17 protein-coding genes and 1 riboswitch are annotated in these 19588 nt (G+C 69.4%); of the genes, 8 read left to right on the forward strand and 9 right to left on the reverse strand.

Features of this window, described 5'->3' with window-relative positions:
* Positions 1 to 44: 44 nt before the first annotated feature.
* The 5 genes from lipA to B1818_RS11330 all read right to left on the reverse strand — a co-directional run bounded on the left by lipA (position 45) and on the right by B1818_RS11330 (position 6383).
* Complete coding sequence (gene lipA / locus B1818_RS11310; RefSeq protein WP_068971687.1) at positions 45 to 1133, reverse strand: lipoyl synthase; 1089 nt, start codon at positions 1131 to 1133, stop codon at positions 45 to 47.
* Complete coding sequence (gene lipB, locus B1818_RS11315) at positions 1130 to 1849, reverse strand: lipoyl(octanoyl) transferase LipB (RefSeq protein WP_078112795.1); 720 nt, start codon at positions 1847 to 1849, stop codon at positions 1130 to 1132. Before lipB ends, lipA begins: the two co-directional genes overlap by 4 nt.
* Positions 1842 to 2741: a TIGR01777 family oxidoreductase gene (locus B1818_RS11320; RefSeq protein ID WP_078112796.1), complete on the reverse strand. Its 900-nt coding sequence runs from the start codon at positions 2739 to 2741 to the stop codon at positions 1842 to 1844. Before B1818_RS11320 ends, lipB begins: the two co-directional genes overlap by 8 nt.
* 37 nt (positions 2742 to 2778) lie before the next feature.
* The gene (sucB, locus tag B1818_RS11325; protein ID WP_078112797.1) at positions 2779 to 4593 is read right to left on the reverse strand and encodes a 2-oxoglutarate dehydrogenase, E2 component, dihydrolipoamide succinyltransferase; all 1815 of its coding nucleotides are present in this window, start codon (positions 4591 to 4593) and stop codon (positions 2779 to 2781) included.
* 242 nt (positions 4594 to 4835) lie between these two features.
* Complete coding sequence (locus B1818_RS11330; protein ID WP_078112798.1) at positions 4836 to 6383, reverse strand: leucyl aminopeptidase; 1548 nt, start codon at positions 6381 to 6383, stop codon at positions 4836 to 4838.
* A 109-nt stretch (positions 6384 to 6492) separates the two neighbouring features.
* Between B1818_RS11330 and gcvT the strand changes: the two genes are divergently transcribed.
* Entirely contained in the window at positions 6493 to 7602 is a 1110-nt protein-coding gene (gcvT, locus tag B1818_RS11335; RefSeq protein ID WP_078112870.1) for a glycine cleavage system aminomethyltransferase GcvT, read from the forward strand.
* 90 nt (positions 7603 to 7692) lie between these two features.
* Positions 7693 to 8799, forward strand: coding sequence for a branched-chain amino acid aminotransferase (locus B1818_RS11340; protein ID WP_058253105.1), 1107 nt, complete (start codon positions 7693 to 7695; stop codon positions 8797 to 8799).
* A gap of 16 nt (positions 8800 to 8815) precedes the next feature.
* Here the strand turns inward: B1818_RS11340 and B1818_RS11345 are convergent, their stop codons facing one another.
* The 3 genes from B1818_RS11345 to B1818_RS11355 are packed head-to-tail and all read right to left on the reverse strand — an operon-like array spanning position 8816 to position 12186.
* Positions 8816 to 9613 (reverse strand): adenosylcobinamide-GDP ribazoletransferase, encoded by a 798-nt coding sequence (locus tag B1818_RS11345; protein ID WP_078112799.1) that lies wholly within the window; start codon positions 9611 to 9613, stop codon positions 8816 to 8818.
* 17 nt (positions 9614 to 9630) lie between these two features.
* Positions 9631 to 11493: a nicotinate-nucleotide--dimethylbenzimidazole phosphoribosyltransferase gene (cobT, locus tag B1818_RS11350; RefSeq protein ID WP_078112800.1), complete on the reverse strand. Its 1863-nt coding sequence runs from the start codon at positions 11491 to 11493 to the stop codon at positions 9631 to 9633.
* A 3-nt stretch (positions 11494 to 11496) separates the two neighbouring features.
* Positions 11497 to 12186 carry a DUF3043 domain-containing protein gene (locus B1818_RS11355; protein WP_078112801.1) on the reverse strand — a complete coding sequence of 230 codons (690 nt, stop codon included), beginning with the start codon at positions 12184 to 12186 and terminating at the stop codon, positions 11497 to 11499.
* A 225-nt stretch (positions 12187 to 12411) separates the two neighbouring features.
* Between B1818_RS11355 and B1818_RS11360 the strand changes: the two genes are divergently transcribed.
* The 4 genes from B1818_RS11360 to B1818_RS11375 all read left to right on the forward strand — a co-directional run bounded on the left by B1818_RS11360 (position 12412) and on the right by B1818_RS11375 (position 15680).
* On the forward strand, positions 12412 to 13494 hold the full coding sequence (locus B1818_RS11360) for a glycerate kinase (protein ID WP_078112871.1): 1083 nt from the start codon (positions 12412 to 12414) through the stop codon (positions 13492 to 13494).
* Positions 13495 to 13710: 216 nt separating this feature from the next.
* Positions 13711 to 14070 (forward strand): iron-sulfur cluster assembly accessory protein, encoded by a 360-nt coding sequence (locus B1818_RS11365; RefSeq protein WP_058253100.1) that lies wholly within the window; start codon positions 13711 to 13713, stop codon positions 14068 to 14070.
* A 176-nt stretch (positions 14071 to 14246) separates the two neighbouring features.
* Entirely contained in the window at positions 14247 to 15224 is a 978-nt protein-coding gene (locus B1818_RS11370) for a carbohydrate kinase family protein (RefSeq protein WP_217700283.1), read from the forward strand.
* 65 nt (positions 15225 to 15289) lie between these two features.
* A riboswitch (guanidine-III (ykkC-III) riboswitch) is annotated at positions 15290 to 15356 on the forward strand.
* A gap of 9 nt (positions 15357 to 15365) precedes the next feature.
* Positions 15366 to 15680, forward strand: a complete 315-nt coding sequence (locus B1818_RS11375) for a multidrug efflux SMR transporter (protein ID WP_068972093.1) — start codon at positions 15366 to 15368, stop codon at positions 15678 to 15680.
* A gap of 55 nt (positions 15681 to 15735) precedes the next feature.
* Here B1818_RS11375 and asnB read toward each other — a convergent pair whose 3' ends face one another.
* The gene (gene asnB, locus B1818_RS11380; protein ID WP_078112802.1) at positions 15736 to 17661 is read right to left on the reverse strand and encodes an asparagine synthase (glutamine-hydrolyzing); all 1926 of its coding nucleotides are present in this window, start codon (positions 17659 to 17661) and stop codon (positions 15736 to 15738) included.
* A gap of 403 nt (positions 17662 to 18064) precedes the next feature.
* Between asnB and B1818_RS11385 the strand changes: the two genes are divergently transcribed.
* Positions 18065 to 19162, forward strand: coding sequence for a cytochrome c oxidase subunit II (locus B1818_RS11385; protein ID WP_078112804.1), 1098 nt, complete (start codon positions 18065 to 18067; stop codon positions 19160 to 19162).
* 2 nt (positions 19163 to 19164) lie between these two features.
* Entirely contained in the window at positions 19165 to 19581 is a 417-nt protein-coding gene (locus B1818_RS11390; RefSeq protein ID WP_058253080.1) for a cytochrome c oxidase subunit 4, read from the forward strand.
* Positions 19582 to 19588 lie beyond the last annotated feature (7 nt).

Genomic DNA, 19588 nt, shown 5'->3' on the forward strand with positions numbered 1-19588 from the left:
GGGGCATCGGGTGACCGTCCGATGATCACCGGACGCGCGGGGCGTCAGCGGGCGAGGCGTGCCATCAGGCTGGAGGCCTCCTGGCTGGCCGATCCCTCGGCCGCCAGGTGCGCGAGAGCCGGTGAGATCTCGCGACCGTGATGGGCCATCGCCTGCGCGTACAGGCGGCCCGCCCGGTACGACGACCGCACCAGCGGACCCGCCATGACGCCGGCGAATCCGACCTCCTCGGCGAACTCGGAGTGATCGACGAACTCCTCGGGCTTGACCCACCGCTCAACCGGATGATGCCGCGGCGAGGGACGCAGGTACTGCGTGATGGTCAGGATGTCGCAGCCCGCCTCGTGCAGATCCACGATCGCCGACTGCACCTCCTGCGGGGTCTCGCCCATCCCGAGGATGAGGTTCGACTTCGTCACCAGGCCGAAATCGCGTGCGGCGGTAAGGACTTCGAGGGACCGCTCGTAGCGGAAGGCCGGGCGGATGCGCTTGAAGATGCGCGGCACGGTCTCGAGGTTGTGCGCCAGTACCTCGGGCCGGGCGTCGAAGACCTCGGCCAGCAGGTCGGGCTTGGCGTGGAAGTCCGGAATGAGGTTCTCCACACCGGTACCGGGGTTGAGGCGGTGGATCGCGCGGACGGTCTCGGCGTAGAGCCAGGCACCCTCGTCGGGTAGGTCGTCGCGGGCGACGCCGGTGATGGTCGAGTAGCGCAGGCCCATCGCCTGGACGCTCTCGGCGACGCGGCGGGGTTCGTCGCGGTCGAGTTCGGCGGGCTTGCCGGTGTCGATCTGGCAGAAGTCGCAGCGTCGGGTGCACTGCTCGCCGCCGATGAGGAACGTCGCCTCGCGGTCTTCCCAGCACTCGTAGATGTTGGGACAGCCGGCCTCTTCGCAGACGGTGTGCAGACCCTCGCGCTTGACCAGGCCCTTGAGTTCGGTGAACTCCGGGCCCATCGTCGCGCGGGTGCGGATCCACTCCGGCTTGCGCTCGATGGGGGTCTGCGCGTTGCGCACCTCGAGGCGGAGCAGCTTGCGGCCCTCGGGGGCCGGGGTCGGGGTCTGTGGTGCGGATGCCGAGGCCGAGGGTGTGGCTTCGGGGGCACCGGGTCCGGGGGTGATGGGGGACGCGGTCACTGGATCGATCCTACGCTCGCAGTAGAGGATGGAGAGGACTGTGCCGACGCGACCGGGTTCGCGGTGGCGTCGAGGGCGGCGAGTACGGCATCGGCGGTGACGTCGAGCAGAGAGGCCACCGACAACGGCCGGCCGAGTTCGCGCGCCAGGGACGTGACCCCGGCGTCGGCGATCCCGCAGGGGACGATCGCCTCGAACGCCGACATGTCGGGGTCGATGTTGAGTGCGAATCCGTGCAGGGCCACCCCGCGTGCCACGCGGATACCGATCTGTCCGAGTTTGCGTTCACCGGCGTCGTCGGTGATCCACACGCCGGAACGTCCGTCGACGCGGCCGGTGGTCACGCCGAGAGCGGCGCAGACCGAGATGAGGGCCGCCTCGAGGCGACGGACGTACTCGACAACGTCGAGCGGCTCGGCAAGCTTCACGATCGGATAGCCGACGAGTTGTCCCGGTCCGTGCCAGGTGATCCGGCCGCCGCGGTCGACGTCGATGACCGGCGCCCCGTTGGTGGGCCGGTCGGCGTCCTCCGTGCGCTTGCCCGCGGTGTAGGTGGACGGATGCTCCAGCAGGAGCAGCACGTCGTGGTCCAGGACGCCGTCGGCGCGGTCGGTCGCCAGCCCGTGCTGCAGGTCATAGGCCGTCTGGTAGTCGACGACGCCGAGATGGCGGACCTCGACCGGTTCCGCACTCCCGCGGATCGGACGCTCAGTCATGACTGGTGGAACCGGTGGCGTAGGCCAGGGCCTCGTCGACACCGGGATGGGTGAAGGTGAATCCGTGATCGGTCAGCACCTTGGGTGTAACGCGCTGACTGAACAGAATCATTTCCTCGGCCATCTCGCCGCCGACCCGACGCGCCGCGAAGGCGGGTACCTGCAGGATCGTCGGGCGGTGCACGGCCCGGCCCAGAGCCGAGGTGAACTCACCGAACGGGACGGCGCCCGGCGAACTCAGGTTCACCGGCCCGGACACGTCGGAGTCGAGGAGGAACTCGATGGCGCGGATCTCGTCGATCAGGCTGATCCACGAGAAGTACTGCTTGCCGTCACCTATCGGTCCGCCGAGCCCGAGCTTGAACAACGGCCGGAGTTTGCCCAGCAGGCCGCCGTGCGTGCTGAGGACCGGCGCCGTGCGGAGCAGGACCAGACGCGTGTCCGCGCCGACGCCGGCGGTGGCGGCGCGCTCCCAGTCGACGACCAGGTCTGCGAGGAACCCCTCGCCGGGGCCGTCGGTCTCTACCGCGGCGTGGCCACCGGTGTTCCCGTAGTAGCCCGTGGCGCTGGCACTCACGAACGTCGGGATGCCGAGTTCGCGGACGGCCTCGGCGAGCAGTTCGGTGGGGGTGATCCGCGAGTCCCGGAGCTCCTGTTTGAATCGGCCGGTCCACCGACCGTTGCCGACTCCCACACCGCCCAGCGAGACCACCGCCTCGACGCCGTCGAGACTCTCCGGCGGGACGCCGATCGTCTCGGGATCCCAGCTGAACTCGTCATCGGCGCGTGCCTCGCGGCGGACCAGACGTGTGACCGTGTGGCCCGCCGCGCGCAGCGAGTTGACCAGGGCGTTGCCGATAAGTCCCGATGATCCGGCGACGGCGATGCGCATTCTGTGTCCTCGGTGTGCCGTCTGAAGGAGATCTGGGCTAGAGGCCCAGGTCCGCGGCGAAGGCGGCCTCTTCGAGACGCTTCTTCACCGTGGTGAGGAAGCGGCCCGCGTCGGCGCCGTCGATCAGACGGTGATCATAGGTCAGCGGCAGGTAGGACATCGACCGCACCGCGATCGATTCCGAACCGTCCTCACCGGTGATGACGACCGGGCGCTTGACGATCGCGCCGGTGCCCAGCATCGCCGCCTGCGGCGGCACCAGGATCGGGGTGTCGAACAGCGCGCCCTGACTTCCGATGTTGGTGATGGTGAACGTGCCGCCGGCGAGCTCGTCGGGCTTGAGGCCGTTGGAGCGCGCCCGGGACGCGATGTCGGCGATGGCGCGGGCCAGACCGGCGATCGACAGGTCGTCGGCGTTGTGGATGACCGGCGACAGCAGCCCCTGCGGGGTGTCGACGGCGATGCCGAGATGCACCTTGTCGTAGTAGGTGATCTCCTTCTTGTCCTCGTCGATCGACGCGTTGACGTTGGGATGCGCCTTCAGCGCCTCCACGACGGCCTTCGCGATGAACGGCAGGTACGTCAGGTTGACGCCCTCGGACGCCTTGAAGCTCTCCTTCGCCGCCTTGCGGAGCCCGGCGATGCGGGTCATGTCGACCTCGAAGACCTGGGTGAGCTGTGCGCTCTGCTGCAGCGACTCGCGGGTCTTCTTCGCGGTGATCTGACGGATGCGGTTGATCTTCTGCGTCGTCCCGCGCAGCTCGGCGAGCTCGGGCCGGATCTCCGGCGAGCCCGACGACGCGGCCGGCGCCGACGATGGCGCGGGCTTGGCGGCCGGGGCGGACTCCTGCGCCGGGGCCTTGGCCTCCTCGGCCGCGGCGAGCACGTCCTGCTTGCGGATGCGGCCACCGACACCGGTGCCCTTGATGGCGTTCAGGTCGATGTTGTTCTCCGCGGCGAGCTTGCGCACCAGCGGCGTCACGTACGGGGTCGACTCGACGGTCGGCGGGTCGGACTTCTCCGCGGCCTGTGCCTTGGGCTCGGGGGCCTTGGACTCCTGGGCCTTCGGCTGCGGCTTCTGCTCTTCCTCGGGGGCCGGCGCCTGCTCGGGCTCCGGCTCCGGCGCGGACTCCTGCTCGGGCTCGGGTTCCGGTTCGGGCTCGGGTTCCGGCTCGGGCTTCTTCTTCGACGGAGCCGCCGAGGCATCACCGATGACGGCGAGCTTGCCGCCGACCTCGATCACGTCGTCCTCCTGCGCGAGGATCTCGAGCAGGGTGCCGGCGACCGGCGAGGGGATCTCGGTGTCGACCTTGTCGGTGGAGACCTCGAGCAGGGGTTCGTCGGCGGCGACCTCGTCGCCGACGGCCTTCAGCCAGTTGGTGACCGTCCCCTCGGTGACCGACTCGCCGAGTTCGGGCATGAGCACGTCGGTGCCCTCGGCCGAGCCCGAGCCGGTGTCGGCGGTGGGCTTCTCGGCGGGCGCGTCCTCGTCGACGGAGGGCTCCTCGGCGGCCTGCTCGGGCTCGGGTTCGGGCGCGGCCTCGGTCGGCTCGTCGCCGCCGGCGGCGTCGGAATCGGAATCGGCCGAACCGGAGTCGTCGGAACCGGCCTCGTCGGCGTCACCGATCAGGGCGAGATCGCCGCCGACCTCGACGACGTCGTCCTCCTGCGCGATGATCTTGGTCAGCACACCCGAAGTGGGGGCGGGGATCTCGGTGTCCACCTTGTCGGTCGACACCTCGAGCAACGGCTCGTCGGCCTCGACTGTGTCGCCCTCCTCCTTCAGCCACCGGGTGACTGTCCCCTCGGTGACACTTTCACCAAGGGCGGGCATCTGGACGGAGAAGGCCATCGTTGTGAACTCCTGAACTCGACGTGGTGGTCTGTAGGTGATGCCCAGTGGTGTGTGCGCCGTGGGCACGGGGGTCGGGAGGCGGTTGAAGACCGCGCAGATGAGTGGCGGATCAGCCGCTCATCCCCGCGGCCAACCCTACCCGTACGGTGAGCCGCCGACTCGGTTCGGCTCGTACTCGTCGGTAACGATTCTCCGGCGGCCGCGGCACCGGTCTCGGCCGCGGCTCGCCGGAGGTGTTCTCAGCCGTTCGCGGCGATGTCCTCGAGTACGGCCGCGATGGTCCGGACGGGGACGCCCGTACCGCCCTTCGTCGTGTAACCCCACGGGCCGCCGGTGTTGAAGGCGGGCCCGGCGATGTCGATGTGGGCCCACTGCACGTCCTCGGGCACGAACTCCTTCAGGAAGATGCCCGCGGCGAGCATCCCGCCCCAGCGGTGGGGGGTCACGTTCGCCAGGTCCGCGACGCGGGACTTCAGGTCTGCGCGCAGCTCGGCGGGGAGCGGCATCGCCCAGGCGTTCTCACCCACATCGGCCGACCGGGCCGCGACCCGGTCGCGGAACCCGTCGGTGCCCATGACGCCCGGTGTCCGGGTGCCGAGTGCCACCATCTGGGCGCCGGTCAGGGTCGCGGTGTCGATGAGATAGTCGGGATCGTCCTCGCAGGCCCGCACGATGGCATCGGCGAGGATCAGCCGTCCCTCGGCATCGGTGTTGAGGACCTCGACCGTGCGACCGCCGTACTGGGTGAGCACGTCGCCGGGGCGCTGCGCAGTCGACGACGGCATGTTCTCGGCCATGGGGACGGTGGCGATCACCGTCACGTCGACATCGAGCCGGGCGGCCAGGATCGTCGCCGCGATGACCGCGGCCGCGCCGCCCATGTCCGAGGTCATCGCGTCCATGTTGGCGGCGGGTTTGATCGAGATACCGCCGGTGTCGAAGGTGATGCCCTTGCCGACGAGCGCGACCTTCTTCGGCGACTTCTTCGCGGTGTGGGTCAGCCGGACGAGGCGCGGCAGCCGGGACGAGCCCTTGCCGACGCCGATGATCCCGCCGTAACCCTGCGCCTCCAGCTGCTTGTCGTCGAGGATCTCGACCTTGAGCCCGGCCTTGCTGCCGAGGGTGCGGGCGCGGGCGGCGAACTCCTCGGGATACAGGTGGCTCGGCGGGGTGTTGACGAAGTCGCGGGCGATCGCCACCGAGTCGGCCACTGCGACCGCGCGCTCCACAGCGGCCTTGGCCTCCTTGGACTTCGATTCGACCAGCAGCGTGATGCGTTGCGGCGGAGTCTTCTTGGGCTTCGACTTGTCCGAACGGAACTCGTCGAACCGGTAGGCGCCGAGGAACAGTCCCTCGGCGGCGGCAGCCAGGTCGACGGCCGAGAGCGTGGTGGCGACCGACTCGTGACCGTCGAGTTCACGGGCGACGACGCCGGCGGCCTGCCGGACCTGGTCGGCGTCGTCGAGGTTGTCGGCATCGCCCAGGCCGACGGCGACGACGATGTCGACGGGCAGCGACTCCGGGGCCGCGGTCCGGGTGACCTCGCCGTGGGACCCGGTCGCGCCGAGGGCGGTGAGAGCGGCGGTGATGGCGGCGGCCTGGGCGTCGTCGAGGATGCCGTCGCCGATGGCAAGGGTCGGTTCGGCTGTGGGGTCGGCCTTCTCGGCGTCGTCGGGGGACGAGGCGCTGATCAGGCCGATGACCAGGGCGGAGTCGTCCTTGCCGATCGAGGTGGACAGTTCGAGTTCGGGGCCGCGCGTGCGGTCGACGGTGTCGTTCTTGCTCACCCGGTCAACTCTGCCACAGCTCCGGCGGCGCCGAGTCCCAGCGGGAGGACGTGCAGACGAACGCCGCGTCCGTGCCCGGCGGGCGGGGTCGCCCGATAGCGTGGACGGCATGAGTGAACTCCTCGCCGGGCCGATCGCCGACCGTCATGCCGCACTGGGGGCCACCTTCGCCGAGTTCGGCGGCTGGAACATGCCGGTGTCCTACTCCGGCACGGTCGCCGAGCACGCCGCGGTGCGGGAGAGCGTGGGCATCTTCGACGTCAGCCACCTCGGCAAGGCACTGGTGTCCGGCGCGGGTGCGGCGGCCTTCGTCAACTCGACGCTCACCAACGACCTCGGCAAGATCGTCCCCGGCAAAGCCCAATACACGTTGTGCTGCAACGACTCCGGCGGCGTCGTCGACGACCTGATCGCCTACCTCGTCGGCGAGCACGAGGTGTTCCTGGTGCCCAACGCGGCGAACACCGCGTCCGTGGTCGCCCAGCTGCAAGCGGTTGCGCCAGAGGGGATCTCGATCACCGACCAGCACCGCGACCTCGCCGTCCTGGCGGTGCAGGGGCCGAAGTCGCCCGAGATCCTGGCCGGGCTCGGACTGCCCGCCGACATGGAGTACATGGCGTTCGCCGACGCCGACCTGACGACCGCCAGTGGTGTGGCAGCGGTCCGCGTGTGCCGCACCGGATACACCGGTGAACGCGGGTACGAGATCGTGCCGCGGTGGGACGATGCGGGCGCCGTGTTCGACGTCCTGCTGGAGGCGATCACGGCAGCCGGCGGGTTGCCCGCCGGCCTGGGCGCACGAGACACCCTGCGTACCGAGATGGGGTACGCCCTGCACGGCCACGAGCTGGGGCCCGACATCTCGCCGGTGCAGGCGCGGTCGAGTTGGGCGGTCGGCTGGGACAAGCCGTCGTTCTTCGGACGCGACGCCCTACTCGCCGAGAAGGAGGCCGGACCGGCGCGTCGTCTGTACGGGTTGCGGGCGACCGGCCGCGGAGTACCGCGTGCGGGGTGCGTGGTCCGCCTGGCGGGGACGGACCAGCAGATCGGCACCTGTACGTCGGGGACGTTCTCGCCCACCCTCAAACAGGGCATCGCACTGGCCCTGCTCGATACGGCGTCCGGGGTGCGCAAAGGCGACGAGGTCGTAGTCGACGTCCGCGGGCGGGACCTGGCGTGCGAGGTCGTGATCCCGCCGTTCGTGCCGTCGCACGTGTGACCTGCGGGCCCTCGCGCGACGTCCCACGCAGCCCCGGGGGCAGCCGACCGGGCGGGGAAATGCTTTTGTGCCCGGCGGTACGATGGCGTGATGACCTTGGAGTTCAACCGTACCGAGCATCCGCACCCGGTGTCTGAGGGCCGGCGCGCGGAGATCCTGTCCGCCCCCGGATTCGGGCGCCACTTCACCGACAACATGGTGATGATCGATTACGACGCAGGGGTGGGTTGGCACAACGCCACGGTGAAGCCGTACGGTCCGATCGCCCTCGACCCCGCGGCCACGGTTCTGCACTACGGCCAAGAGGTGTTCGAGGGGCTCAAGGCCTATCGGCAGCCGGACGGTTCGATCGCCGCGTTCCGCCCCGAGGCGAACGCCGCGCGTCTCCAGCGCAGCGCGGAGCGGCTCGCGATGCCCGCGCTGCCGGTCGAGGATTTCATCGCCTCGCTCAAGGCCCTGCTCGAGGCCGACAACGAGTGGGTGCCCGCCGCCGGCGGCGAAGAGGCGCTCTACCTCCGTCCGTTCATGTTCGCGTCGCAGGCCAGCCTCGGCGTCAACGCCCCGTCCTCCAGCTACATCTACTCGGTCATCGCCTCGCCGGCGGGTGCCTACTTCGCCGGTGGGATCAAGCCGGTGAGTGTCTGGCTGTCCACCGAGTATGTGCGCGCGGCACCGGGCGGCACCGGATTCGCCAAGTGCGGTGGCAACTATGCCGCCGCGTTCCTCGCCCAGCGGCAGGCCACCGAGCAGGGGTGCGACCAGGTCGTGTGGCTCGACGCGATCGAACGCCGCTTCATCGAGGAGATGGGCGGCATGAATCTGTTTTTCGTGTTCGGCTCAGGCGCCGACGCCCGGCTGGTGACCCCCGAGTTGTCGGGCTCACTGCTGCCCGGCATCACCCGTTCGTCGCTGCTGACGCTGGCCACCGATGCCGGCTTCGAGGTCGAGGAACGCAAGATCACCACCGAAGAGCTTCGCAAGGGCGTGGCGTCGGGCGACATCACCGAGGTGTTCGCCTGTGGCACCGCCGCGGTCATCACCCCGGTCGGTCGGGTCAAGGGTGAGGGCGAGGACTACACCATCAACAACGGTGAGACCGGTGAGGTGACGCAGGCGTTGCGCGACACCCTGACCGGCATCCAGCGCGGGACGTTCGCCGACACCCACGGGTGGATGACGGAGCTCTACCGCCGCTGAGCGGCGCCACGACGCCTCAGAGCAGGAGACCGACGACGCCGATCGCGACCCCGAGTTCGATGGTCGCGCCCAGCACGTCGCCGGTCATCCCACCCATCCGGCGAGCGCAGTGCCTCGTGAACCACCACGCGAAGGCGGTCACGGCCAGCACGATCGCACACCCCTGGACGACGGCGGCCACCTCGACGTGGCCGCCGTCGATTCCGTTGGCGGACAGTCCGAGCGGCACGGTTGCGAGCAGGGCCACCACGAACCACGCGGCGACCGAGGTGCGCTGGGTCCCCGCGACCAGGGCGCCGAAACCGTTGTGGTGGGCCGGTTCCAGGGACCGCCGGGTGCCGACGACTGCGCCGAACCGCCCGAGGGCGATCGCGAAAGCGAGGTCGTACCAACGAGACCCGTTCGCGAGCGCGGCGAACCCGGTCGACTGCACGGCCAGCGTGAGGACCAGCGTCGCGACGCCGAACGGTCCGACGGTGCCGCTGCGCATGATCTCGGTGACACGATCGGGCGGCCCGTAGCACCCGAGTCCGTCCGCGGTGTCGGCGAGCCCGTCGAGGTGCATGCCACGGGTGGCGGCGGCGAGCAGCACGACGATCAGCACGCCCGCCGTGAGCGCCGGGAGGTCGGTCTGCGCGAGCCCGAAAGCCAGTCCGGCCGACGCCGCGCCCAGGGCGGCGCCGATCGCCGGGACCGACGCCATGACCGCCGCTCCCAGCTCCCGGTTGGGTGCGGAAGCGCCTGCGTGACCACCGACGGGTACCACCGTGAGCCAGCTGAACGCGGTTCGCAGCGCCCGGATCGGCGAGATCATCTCGAATCGGTTCGGCGTCAGGTCGTCTCGACGGTGGCGTGCTCGGCCTCCCGGTCGGACACCCCCGCCTCGTCGAAGGTGGCCATCGAGCCGAGCAGGTCGGCGGCGGATTGCACGATCGGCAGTGCCAGGACGGCACCGCTGCCTTCGCCCAGGCGCATCGAGAGGTCCAGCACCGGAACGAGATCGAGGTGGTCGAGCGCGATCTGATGGGCGGGTTCGACCGATCGGTGTCCGGCGATCCACCAGCGCATCGCGCCCGGTGCGAGTTCGTTGGCGACCATCGCCGCGGCGGTGATCACCACGCCGTCGAGAATGACCGGCGTCCGACGCAGCGCCGCTTGGGCGAGGAAGCCGACGGTGGCGGCGAGATCGGCGCCGCCGACGGCGGCGAGCAGCGCGAGGGGGTCGTGGATGACCTTGCGCGCGCGACGCATTCCGTCTCGGATCGCGGCCGTCTTCCGCATCCATCCGGCGTCGTCGACGCCGGTGCCGCGGCCGACGATCTCGACCGGCTCGCGCCGGGTCAGCGCGCCGATGAGGACGGTCGCCGGGGTGGTGTTGCCGATGCCCATCTCGCCGGCGATGAGGAGGTCGGTGCCCGAGTCGACGAGGTCGTCGGCGATGGCACGGCCGGCGGCCAGCGCCGCGCGTGCCTCGGCGAGGCTGATGGTGTCGGTGGTGCGGAGGTCTTCGCTGCTGCGACGGACCTTGTACCGCGACAGTTCCGGCGAAGTGTCGGCGTCGACGGACATGTCGACGACCTTCACCGCGGCACCGACACGGCCCGCCATCACGTTCACCGCGGCACCCCCAGCGGCGATGTTGGCGACCATCTGCGCGGTCACCTCGGGTGGGAACGCCGACACCCCGCCGCGCGCGACTCCGTGATCGCCGGCGAAGACGACGACGGTCGGGGAGATGAGTGGCACGGGCGGACACTGCCCCTGGCATGCGGCGATCCAGACGCCGATCTCCTCGACGCGGCCCAGCGACCCCGGCGGCTTGGTGAGTACCGCCTGCCGTTTCCGCGCGTCCTGCGCGACCGCCTCGTCCGGCGGCGCGATCGGTGCGAACACCTCGGCATCCGTGGGGTCGGGCCGGGGCCGTTCCGAGACACCCACGCCCGCAACAGGTTCGGGTGCTGTGCCGAAAGTGGTTGCCACCGCGGCCGCCGCTGTGCTCGGCGGTGTCGGAGTGGGGTCGTCGGAGGCGGGCGGAGTCGTCGTCGGGGTGTCCGATGACGGGGTGTCCGAAACCGGGGTGGCCGACGCCTGGCCCGCGTTCCCGGTCGGGTCCGCGTCGGTTACGTGCGGGCTCACGGACTCGTCGGCGGGTGCTCCGGCGGGGAGGTTGAGGACCCGGCCGGCGACGACGAGATCGACACGCTCGCACACCTCGGCGACCCGGACGTTGAGGGTCCCGAGCAGGTCCTGGAACACCCGGCCGGCGGGGGTGGGCGGTACGAGCGAGAGGCCGGCTTCCGGGCTGATGATCACCACGTCGGCCGACATCGCGCGCAGGGCATCGCAGAGGTCGTCGATCCGGCCGTCCAGGTCGATCTCCGAACCCGAGGTCCATCCGTGGACGGCGTCGATCTGCGCGGTGAGCCAGTTGCCCAGGTCGTCGACGAGGGCCGGGATGTCGGGCGCGGTGCGCAGGGCCTGGCCGAGATCGGTCGTCTCGATCGTCGTGTACCGGTCGTCGCGGCGTTCGCGATGGCGCCGGACCCGGTCCATCCACTCCCCGTCGGAGGACGTCAGCGGGCCCGTGGCCAGGTAGCGGATCTGACGGTGGCCGTCGAGCAACGACTCTCCGTGCGCGGACTTACCCGAGCGCACGCCGCCGAGGACGAGGGTGCGCACTGCGCGATCGGTCATCGATCAGACTTCGTCGCCCGGCGAGACCATCGGCTTGGGGGCGCGCATCTTGCGCAGCTGCATCGCGCGCGTGAACGCGTACCAGCCCAGCTTGAAACCGCCGTCGCTGGACTCGGGGAAACGTTCGGCGACCCGCCGGTTGACCATGCGGCCCAGGATCACACCGTCGGCCGCCATCAGCACGACGAAGGCGACCAGGATCAGGTTGGTCAGCGCCGCCGCCTGCGGGACCAGGAACATCAACACGATCAGCAGGATCGCGAACGGCATGAACAGCCCGGCGAAGTTGCGTCGGGCGTCGACGATGTCGCGGGTGTAGCGCCGCGAAGCGCCCTTGTCGCGCGGCATCAGGTAGGCCTCGTCGCCGGCCATCATCCGTTCGCGCTGCTGGAGCCGCTTCTCGCGGCGCTCGGCGGAGAGTGCGCGCTTCTCCTCTTTGGTGAGCGTGGACTTCAGTTCCTTCTTGCGGGCGCGCGCCTCGGCCCGGTTCGTCGGGGGCGGTGCGACGGGACCGCGTCGCTTGTTCTCGGCCTGTCGGCGAGACGGCGTCGGACGACCCTTGCCCGGGGTGTACTTGCTGCCCTTGGTGGAGGGCGCGACGTCGGTGCCGGACTCGACGTCGGCGGTGTAGGTGGAGACCGAGCTGTCGCCGGAATCCGCCTGGGTGTCGTCCTTCTTCCATGGCAGCTTCACGCTGTAGAGCCTAGGTGATCGATGTTGCGAGACAAACGCGTGGTCGTCGCTTTCGGGTGGTCACCCGGCGTACTCGGCATCCGCGGCGTCGCGCGCTGGCTCGCCGATCCGCCCTGCGTCGATGTCGCGCTGCCGGGTCGGGTTCGGCCACTTACACTCCGTGCTCATGACCGGGAACGGCGCGCAGCGCGGTGGAGCACCCACGGGGCCGACGGCGGGATCCCGGTGCGGATCCTGATCGCGCCGGATTCGTTCGGTGACACCATGTCCGCAGTGGTCGCGGCTCGGGCGATCGCCCGGGGGTGGCGTGCGGCACGGCATGGGGACGAGCTCGTCGTGGCTCCGCAGTCGGATGGCGGACCCGGCTTCGTCGACGTGCTCGCCTCGCGGTTCGGGACCGTGATCGCCGAACCGGTGTCCGGTCCGCTCGGGGCGGGGGTCATCGCGCGATGGCTTCTCGACGACGCGTCGACCGCATACATCGAGTGCGCCCAGGCGTGCGGTCTGCACCAGCTGGGCGGGACGCCGACGCCGCGTACGGCGACGGCAGCCGATACCCGCGGAGTCGGCGAGCTCGTCGCGGCGGCGCTGGCGCGCGGGGCCGAGCGGATCGTGGTCGGGCTCGGCGGCAGTGCGACGACCGATGGCGGCGCCGGCCTCGTGGAAGCCCTCGGCGGCGGCGACCGCGCCCGGGAGCGACTCCGGGGTGTGGATCTGGTGGTGGCGTCCGATGTGGAGAACCCGCTGCTCGGGCCGTCGGGAGCCGCCGCCGTCTTCGGTCCGCAGAAGGGCGCCGACCCGGAGACGGTCGAACTGCTCGAGACGCGCCTCGCCCACTGGGCACAGGTGTTGAGTGCGCTCGCCGACCGGGATGTCGCCGATGAGCCCGGCGCCGGCGCCGCGGGTGGTCTGGGTGCGGCGCTGCTCGCGCTCGGCGGTACCCGGGTGTCCGGTGCCACCGTCGTCGCGGAGGCGACCGGGCTGGCGGCCGAGGTGGCCGCGGCCGATGTCGTGGTCACCGGAGAGGGGAAGTTCGACGCCCAGACGCTCCGGGGCAAGGTGGTCGCCGCACTGCACGACGCGGCCTCGACGATCGGCGCCCGGGGCGCGGGTGCGCCGACGATCGTCCTCGCGGGTCAGGTCGCCTTGGGCCCCGACGAGATCCGAGCGGCCGGTGTCGCGGCCGCGTACGCGATCGTCGACATCGCCGGCTCGGTCGAGGTCGCGATGAACGATGCGGAGAACCAGCTCGTCGTGCTCGCGACATCGGTCGCATCCGACTTCCGGGAGGCGGACGGTCCGGGCTGACCTCGACGTCGCGCCGTGCCGCCGAATTGGGTGCCGACCTCCCGGAAACGCCCGTCCGACTGGACGGGAATACCACGGGGAGGAGTACGGTTGTACGCACGGGCACACCGGTCGACCTCCCGGCGAGCGGGTGAATCCCGAACGACCGTGAGGGCACACCCCAACCACGGCATCGGGCCACGATGCACCGGGACCACACCACTTACAGGAGCATCCATGACCGTGCAGAACGAAACGGGCACAGCCACGAGCACCGGCGTCATCCTCAGCGACGCAGCCGCGTCGAAGGCCAAAGCGCTGCTCGACCAGGAGGGCCGCGACGATCTCGCGCTGCGTATCGCCGTACAGCCGGGTGGTTGCGCGGGCCTGCGATACCAGCTCTTCTTCGACGACCGCACTCTCGATGGCGACATCACCACCGATTTCGGTGGCGTCACCCTCGCCGTCGACCGCATGAGCGCCCCCTACGTGCAGGGTGCCACCATCGACTTCGTCGACACCATCGAGAAGCAGGGCTTCACCATCGACAACCCGAATGCCACCGGCAGTTGCGCCTGCGGCGATTCGTTCAACTGACGCCGTACACGTCAGCGAACTTCCGGTACCGGCCGCATCCCGCTCGGGGTGCGGCCGGTGTCGTTTGCCGATGAGTGAGTAGCGTGGACACCTGTCTGCGTCATCACCTGTCCGGGTGAGGTGACCACCTGCTGGGTACATCCGTCGGGCAACCAATCGAAGGGTCGAGATCTCCAGTGGCAATCGTTGTGTGTGGGTCCATCGCAACCGACCATCTGATGAAGTTCCCGGGCAAGTTCTCCGAGCAGCTGCTCGGAGACCACCTCGAACACATCTCCCTCAGCTTCCTCGTGGAGGAACTCGTCGTTCGGCGCGGCGGTGTCGGCGGCAACATCTGCTACGCGATGGGTCAGCTCGGCGGTGCGCCCGTTCTGGTCGGCGCGGTCGGGTCCGACTTCCACGACTACCGCCAGTGGCTCGAATCCAACGGGGTCGACTGCCGGGGCGTGCGGGTCTCGGAGACCCACCACACCGCCCGGTTCATGTGCACCACCGACGAGACGATGGCCCAGCTCGCCACGTTCTACGCCGGCGCGATGAGCGAGAGCCGCGAGATCGTGCTGTCCGAGGTCATCGCGGAGGTCGGGGCGCCCGACCTCGTCCTCATCGGGGCCGATGATCCGGCCGGGATGATCCGCCACACCGAAGAGTGCCGGGCCGCCGGTATCCCGTTCGCGGCGGACCCGTCGCAGCAGCTGGCCCGCCTCGACGGGGAGCAGACCCGCACGCTCATCGACGGCGCCGCCTACCTGTTCACCAACGAGTACGAGTGGGGGCTCCTGCGTCAGAAGGCCGGATTGTCCGAGGCGCAGGTCGCGGAGATGGTCGGCGTGCGCGTCACGACGCTCGGCAAGGACGGCGTCGAGATCGTCGACCGCGACGGCACGCGCATCCACGTCCCCGTCGTGCCGGAGACGGAGAAGGTCGACCCCACCGGTGTCGGCGACGGGTTCCGCGCCGGGTTCTTGTCCGCGCTGGCGCGCGGACTCGACTTCGAGCGGGCCGGGCAGGTCGGCTCGATGGTCGCGGTGCTGGTGCTGGAGACCGTCTCGACACAGGACTGGGCCTGGGACCCGGACTCGGCCCTGGCTCGGATCGAAGGCGCCTACGGCGCCGAGGCCGCCGCGGAGATCAAGGCGGCGTTCGCCGGCTGAGTCCGGTTCTCCGGGGTGGTGACGCGTCTGACGTTGCCACCCCCGCCCCGGCGTGAGACGTTGGAACGGAGTCTCGATCGAGGGCTCCCGGACGAGGGGTGCTGTACCCGGTGCGCGACAAGACGGCCCGGAGGGAGCGTCATGTCGTGGATCGTTCTGATCGTGTCCGGTGTCCTGGAAGCCGTGTGGGCAACCGCGCTGGGCAAGTCGGAGGGTTTCAGCAAGCTGGGTCCGACGGCCGTGTTCGGGGTCGCGCTGGTCGCCAGCATGGTCGGACTGGCGTATGCGATGCGCGATCTGCCGGTCGGGACCGCCTATGCGGTGTGGGTCGGTATCGGCGCGGTGCTGACCGTCGTCTATGCGATGGCCACCGGTGAGGAACCGGTTTCGCTGCTCAAGGCGCTGTTCCTGGTGATGATCGTCGGCGGGGTCATCGGTCTCAAGCTCGCGCACTGATCCCGTCGCCACCGAAGCCGCCCCGGATTCGTGGGCGGCTTCGGTTGTCGGGGAATCAGACCCGCACGGGATAGGTGTGGTCGATGATCTCCGGAACGATCGTGCCCTCGACGAAGATGCCGTGCCAGACCATGAACATCAGGACCGTCCAGAGACGACGGCTGTTGTCCACCACGCCTTCTCGGTGCTCGTTGAGCATCGCGACAACCGCGTCCTTGGCGAAGATGTGATCGGTCTGCGAATGCATGATCGTGTCGTGCGCCCAGTCGAACATCTCGGTGCCGGCCAGCCAGTGGCGGATGGGGACCGGGAAGCCGAGCTTCTTGCGATGCAGGACGTGCGCCGGGACGATCTGCTCCAGCGCCTTGCGCAACGCGTATTTCGTTGTGCCGTGCGCGATCTTCTCGTCGTGCGGGAGACCTTCGGCGATCGCGAAGACCTCCGGGTCGAGGAACGGCACCCGCAGCTCGAGGGAGTTGGCCATGGTGATCTTGTCGGCCTTGACCAGGATGTCACCGCGCAGCCAGGTGAAGAGGTCCAGATGTTGCATGCGGGCCACCGGGTCCCAGCCCTGGCTCATCGCGTAGATCGGTGCGGTGACGTCGGTGTGGGTCCATTCGGGACGGTAGTCGCGCAGCACCGCGCGGAGCCGCGCGTCGTCGAAGCTGCGGGCGTTGCCGTAATAGCGCTCCTCGAGCGTGAGCGACCCGCGGTGCAGCAGGCTCTTGCCGCGGGTCCCCTCCGGAATCCGCTCGGACACCTTGCCCGCCGCAAGACGCAGCGCACGGGGCAGACGGTCGAACGCGGCGAGGGACAGCGGTTCCTTGTAGATCGTGTAGCCGCCGAACAACTCGTCGGCGCCCTCGCCGGACAGGACCACCTTGACGTGCTTGCGCGCCTCGGCGGCCACGAAGTACAGCGGGACGAGTGCAGGGTCGGCGACCGGATCGTCGAGGTACCAGACGATCGACGGGATCGACTCGATGAACTCCGACGGCCCGACGACCTTCACGACATGCCGAGCGCCCATCGCCTCCGCGGACTCGGCGGCGACGTCGACCTCCGAGTAGCCCTCGCGCTCGAAGCCGGTGGTGAAGGTGATGAGGTCGGGGTTGTGCCGGATCGCGAGCGCCGCGATGGCCGTCGAGTCGATGCCGCCGGACAGGAACGACCCGACCGTGACGTCGGCGCGCATGTGCTTGGCGACCGAATCGGCGAGGACGTCGGCGATCTCGTCGTACCGCTTCTGCCGGGTGGCCTCGGTGACCGGGCGGACACCGAACTGCGGGGTGAAGTAACGCCGGATCGACAGGGGACTGCCCGGCGTGGCGGTCGCGTGGCAGCCCGACTCGAGCCGCCGGATCGACGCGTGGATCGTCTCGGGCTCCGGGACGTACTGCAGCACGGTGTAGTGCTCGATCGCGCGGGGATCGAGCTCGGTCGACAGCCCGACGCGTTCGATCAGCTCGAGCAGGCTCTTCTTCTCGCTGCCGAAGATCAGCCCGCCGGGGCCCGACGCGACGAACAGCGGCTTGATGCCGAACGGGTCGCGGGCGAGGAAGAGCGAGCGGTTCTCGGTGTCCCAGATCGCGAAGGCGAACATGCCGCGAAGCCGTTTGACCGCGTCGGGGCCCCAGTGGTGGAACGCTGCGACGATCGCCTCGCTGTCACCCTCGGTCCGGAACAGCACCCCCTCGTCCTTCGCCAGCTCGGCGCGGATCTCCAGGTAGTTGTAGATCTCGCCGTTGAACACCAGCGCGTAACGGTCGGGATTCTCGGGCGGGCCCCAGCGCAGCGGCTGATGCGAATGCTCGATGTCGATGATCGAGAGGCGATTGAACCCGAACACGATGTCGTCGTCGTGCCATGTACCGGGCTCGTCGGGTCCGCGATGCCGCATGCAGTGCGAGGCCACCGCCACCGGTTCGACGACATCGGCGGCCGTTCCGTCGGATGTCAGCAGGCCGAGCAGACCACACACGTCTCGTTCTCTCCGTTCAGTTGCCAGTCCACGCACGATTCCGACGCCGGGCCGGATCGCGTCCGAGTATGCCTGAAGCGGCGGGCGAAGTTCCTATGTGGCGCGGTGGGCCGTGCGAGCGAACGCGACTTTCGCGCGCGACCCGTGGGCGCCGGTGCGGGACCGAGGGAGGGGGACACGACGCCGATCGCGCCCCGATTCCGACAGCTTCCGCGGGTTGGTCTACGCTGCGTAGTACTAGGTGCAAGAATTGCTGTGTGTCCACGGCAAGACCTTGCCCCGTGCAGGTCATGTGGCATGCACTCACCTCGGCGCGAGGGCGCCGGTGAGCGAGCAGGAAGGCGTGAAATTGGCACACGGTGGACGGCCCCGAGCGAGGCGTGTCTCATCAGCGTCGCGGACGATGAAGCGACTCGGATTCGTCGCCGCTCTCGGCCTCGGCGCACTGCTGATGTCGGGTTGCAGCGCCAGTGAGGCGATGCGTTTCGGTTGGCCCGAGGGCGTCACGCCCGACGGCAAAGAGATGGTCGATCTGTGGACCTGGTCGGTCATCGCGGCGCTGGTCATGGGTGTCCTGGTCTGGGCGCTGATCTTCTGGACGATCACGTTCCACCGCGCGAACGACGCCAAGAAGGGCGTGTTCCCGCGCCAGACGGCATACAACGTGCCGCTGGAGCTCACCTACACGGCGATCCCGTTCGTCATCATCGCCGTGCTCTTCTACTTCACGGTCATTGTGCAGAACAACGTCGAGGGCAAGAACAACGACTCCAAGGTCGTCGTCGACGTCACCGCGTTCCAGTGGAACTGGAAGTTCGGCTACAACCAGGTCGAGTTCTCCGACGGCACCACCTACAACGGCTTCGAGCAGAACGGAAACCCGTTCGAGGTCCAGGCCCAGACCGGCAGCGGCGCCGAGACCGAGCACGCCGGCAGCGACGAGGGCGGCGAGCACGGTGAGCTGCCCGGTCCGGCCGGCGGTCGTGACGACGACATCCGCGACTACCTGAAGTTCGACCGGATCGAGACGGTCGGCTCGTCGTCGGAGATCCCGGTCCTGGTGCTGCCGACCGGCAAGCGCATCGAGTTCAACATCGCCTCGGCCGACGTCATCCACTCGTTCTGGGTGCCGGAGTTCCTCTACAAGCGCGACGTCTTCCCGTTCCCCGAGCAGAACGCGACCGACCCGATCTTCCAGATCAAGTCGATCGACCGGACCGGCGCCTTCGTCGGCCGCTGTGCCGAGATGTGCGGTACGTACCACTCGATGATGAACTTCGAGGTCCGCGCGGTCTCGCCGGAGGACTTCGACAGCTACATCCGGTTCCGCGAGGCGAACCCCAGCGCCACCAATGCGGAAGCGCTCGCGTCGATCTGCCAGGCACCCGAAGCGGTGACCACGGTGCCGTTCGACACCCGCCGCGCGACCGACGGCTCCGTCGGTGCCACCGGTGATCCCGACAACCCGACCCTCGCCAACTGCACCAAGGAAGTGAGCTGACGATGAAGATCGAGGCACGCCTCTTCGAGATGCTGACCGCCTTCTTCTTTCTGACGGGCGTCGCATACACCCTCTTCACCGCGTTCACCAGCAAGGGCATCGAGTGGGTCGGCGTCGTCGGCCTGTTCTTCGCGGCCGGCCTGACGCTCATCGCGGGCACGTTCTTCCGGTTCGTCGCCCGACGCGTCGAGATCCGTCCCGAGGACTACGAGGACGCCGAGGTCGAGGACGGCGCCGGGGAGCTGGGCTTCTTCAGCCCGCACTCCTGGTGGCCCATCCTGATCGCGCTCGGCGCCTCGACGTTCGCGGTCGGTTTCGCGACCGGCAACTTCTGGCTGGCGATCTTCGCGGCCGTCGTCATCATGGGCACCGCGGCGGGACTGGTCTTCGAGTACCACGTCGGCCCCGAGAAGCACTGAGCGACAG

Origin of the sequence: Gordonia sp. IITR100 (genome assembly GCF_002009645.1) — a bacterium.
In the GTDB taxonomy this organism is placed as follows: Bacteria; Actinomycetota; Actinomycetes; order Mycobacteriales; family Mycobacteriaceae; genus Gordonia; species Gordonia hongkongensis.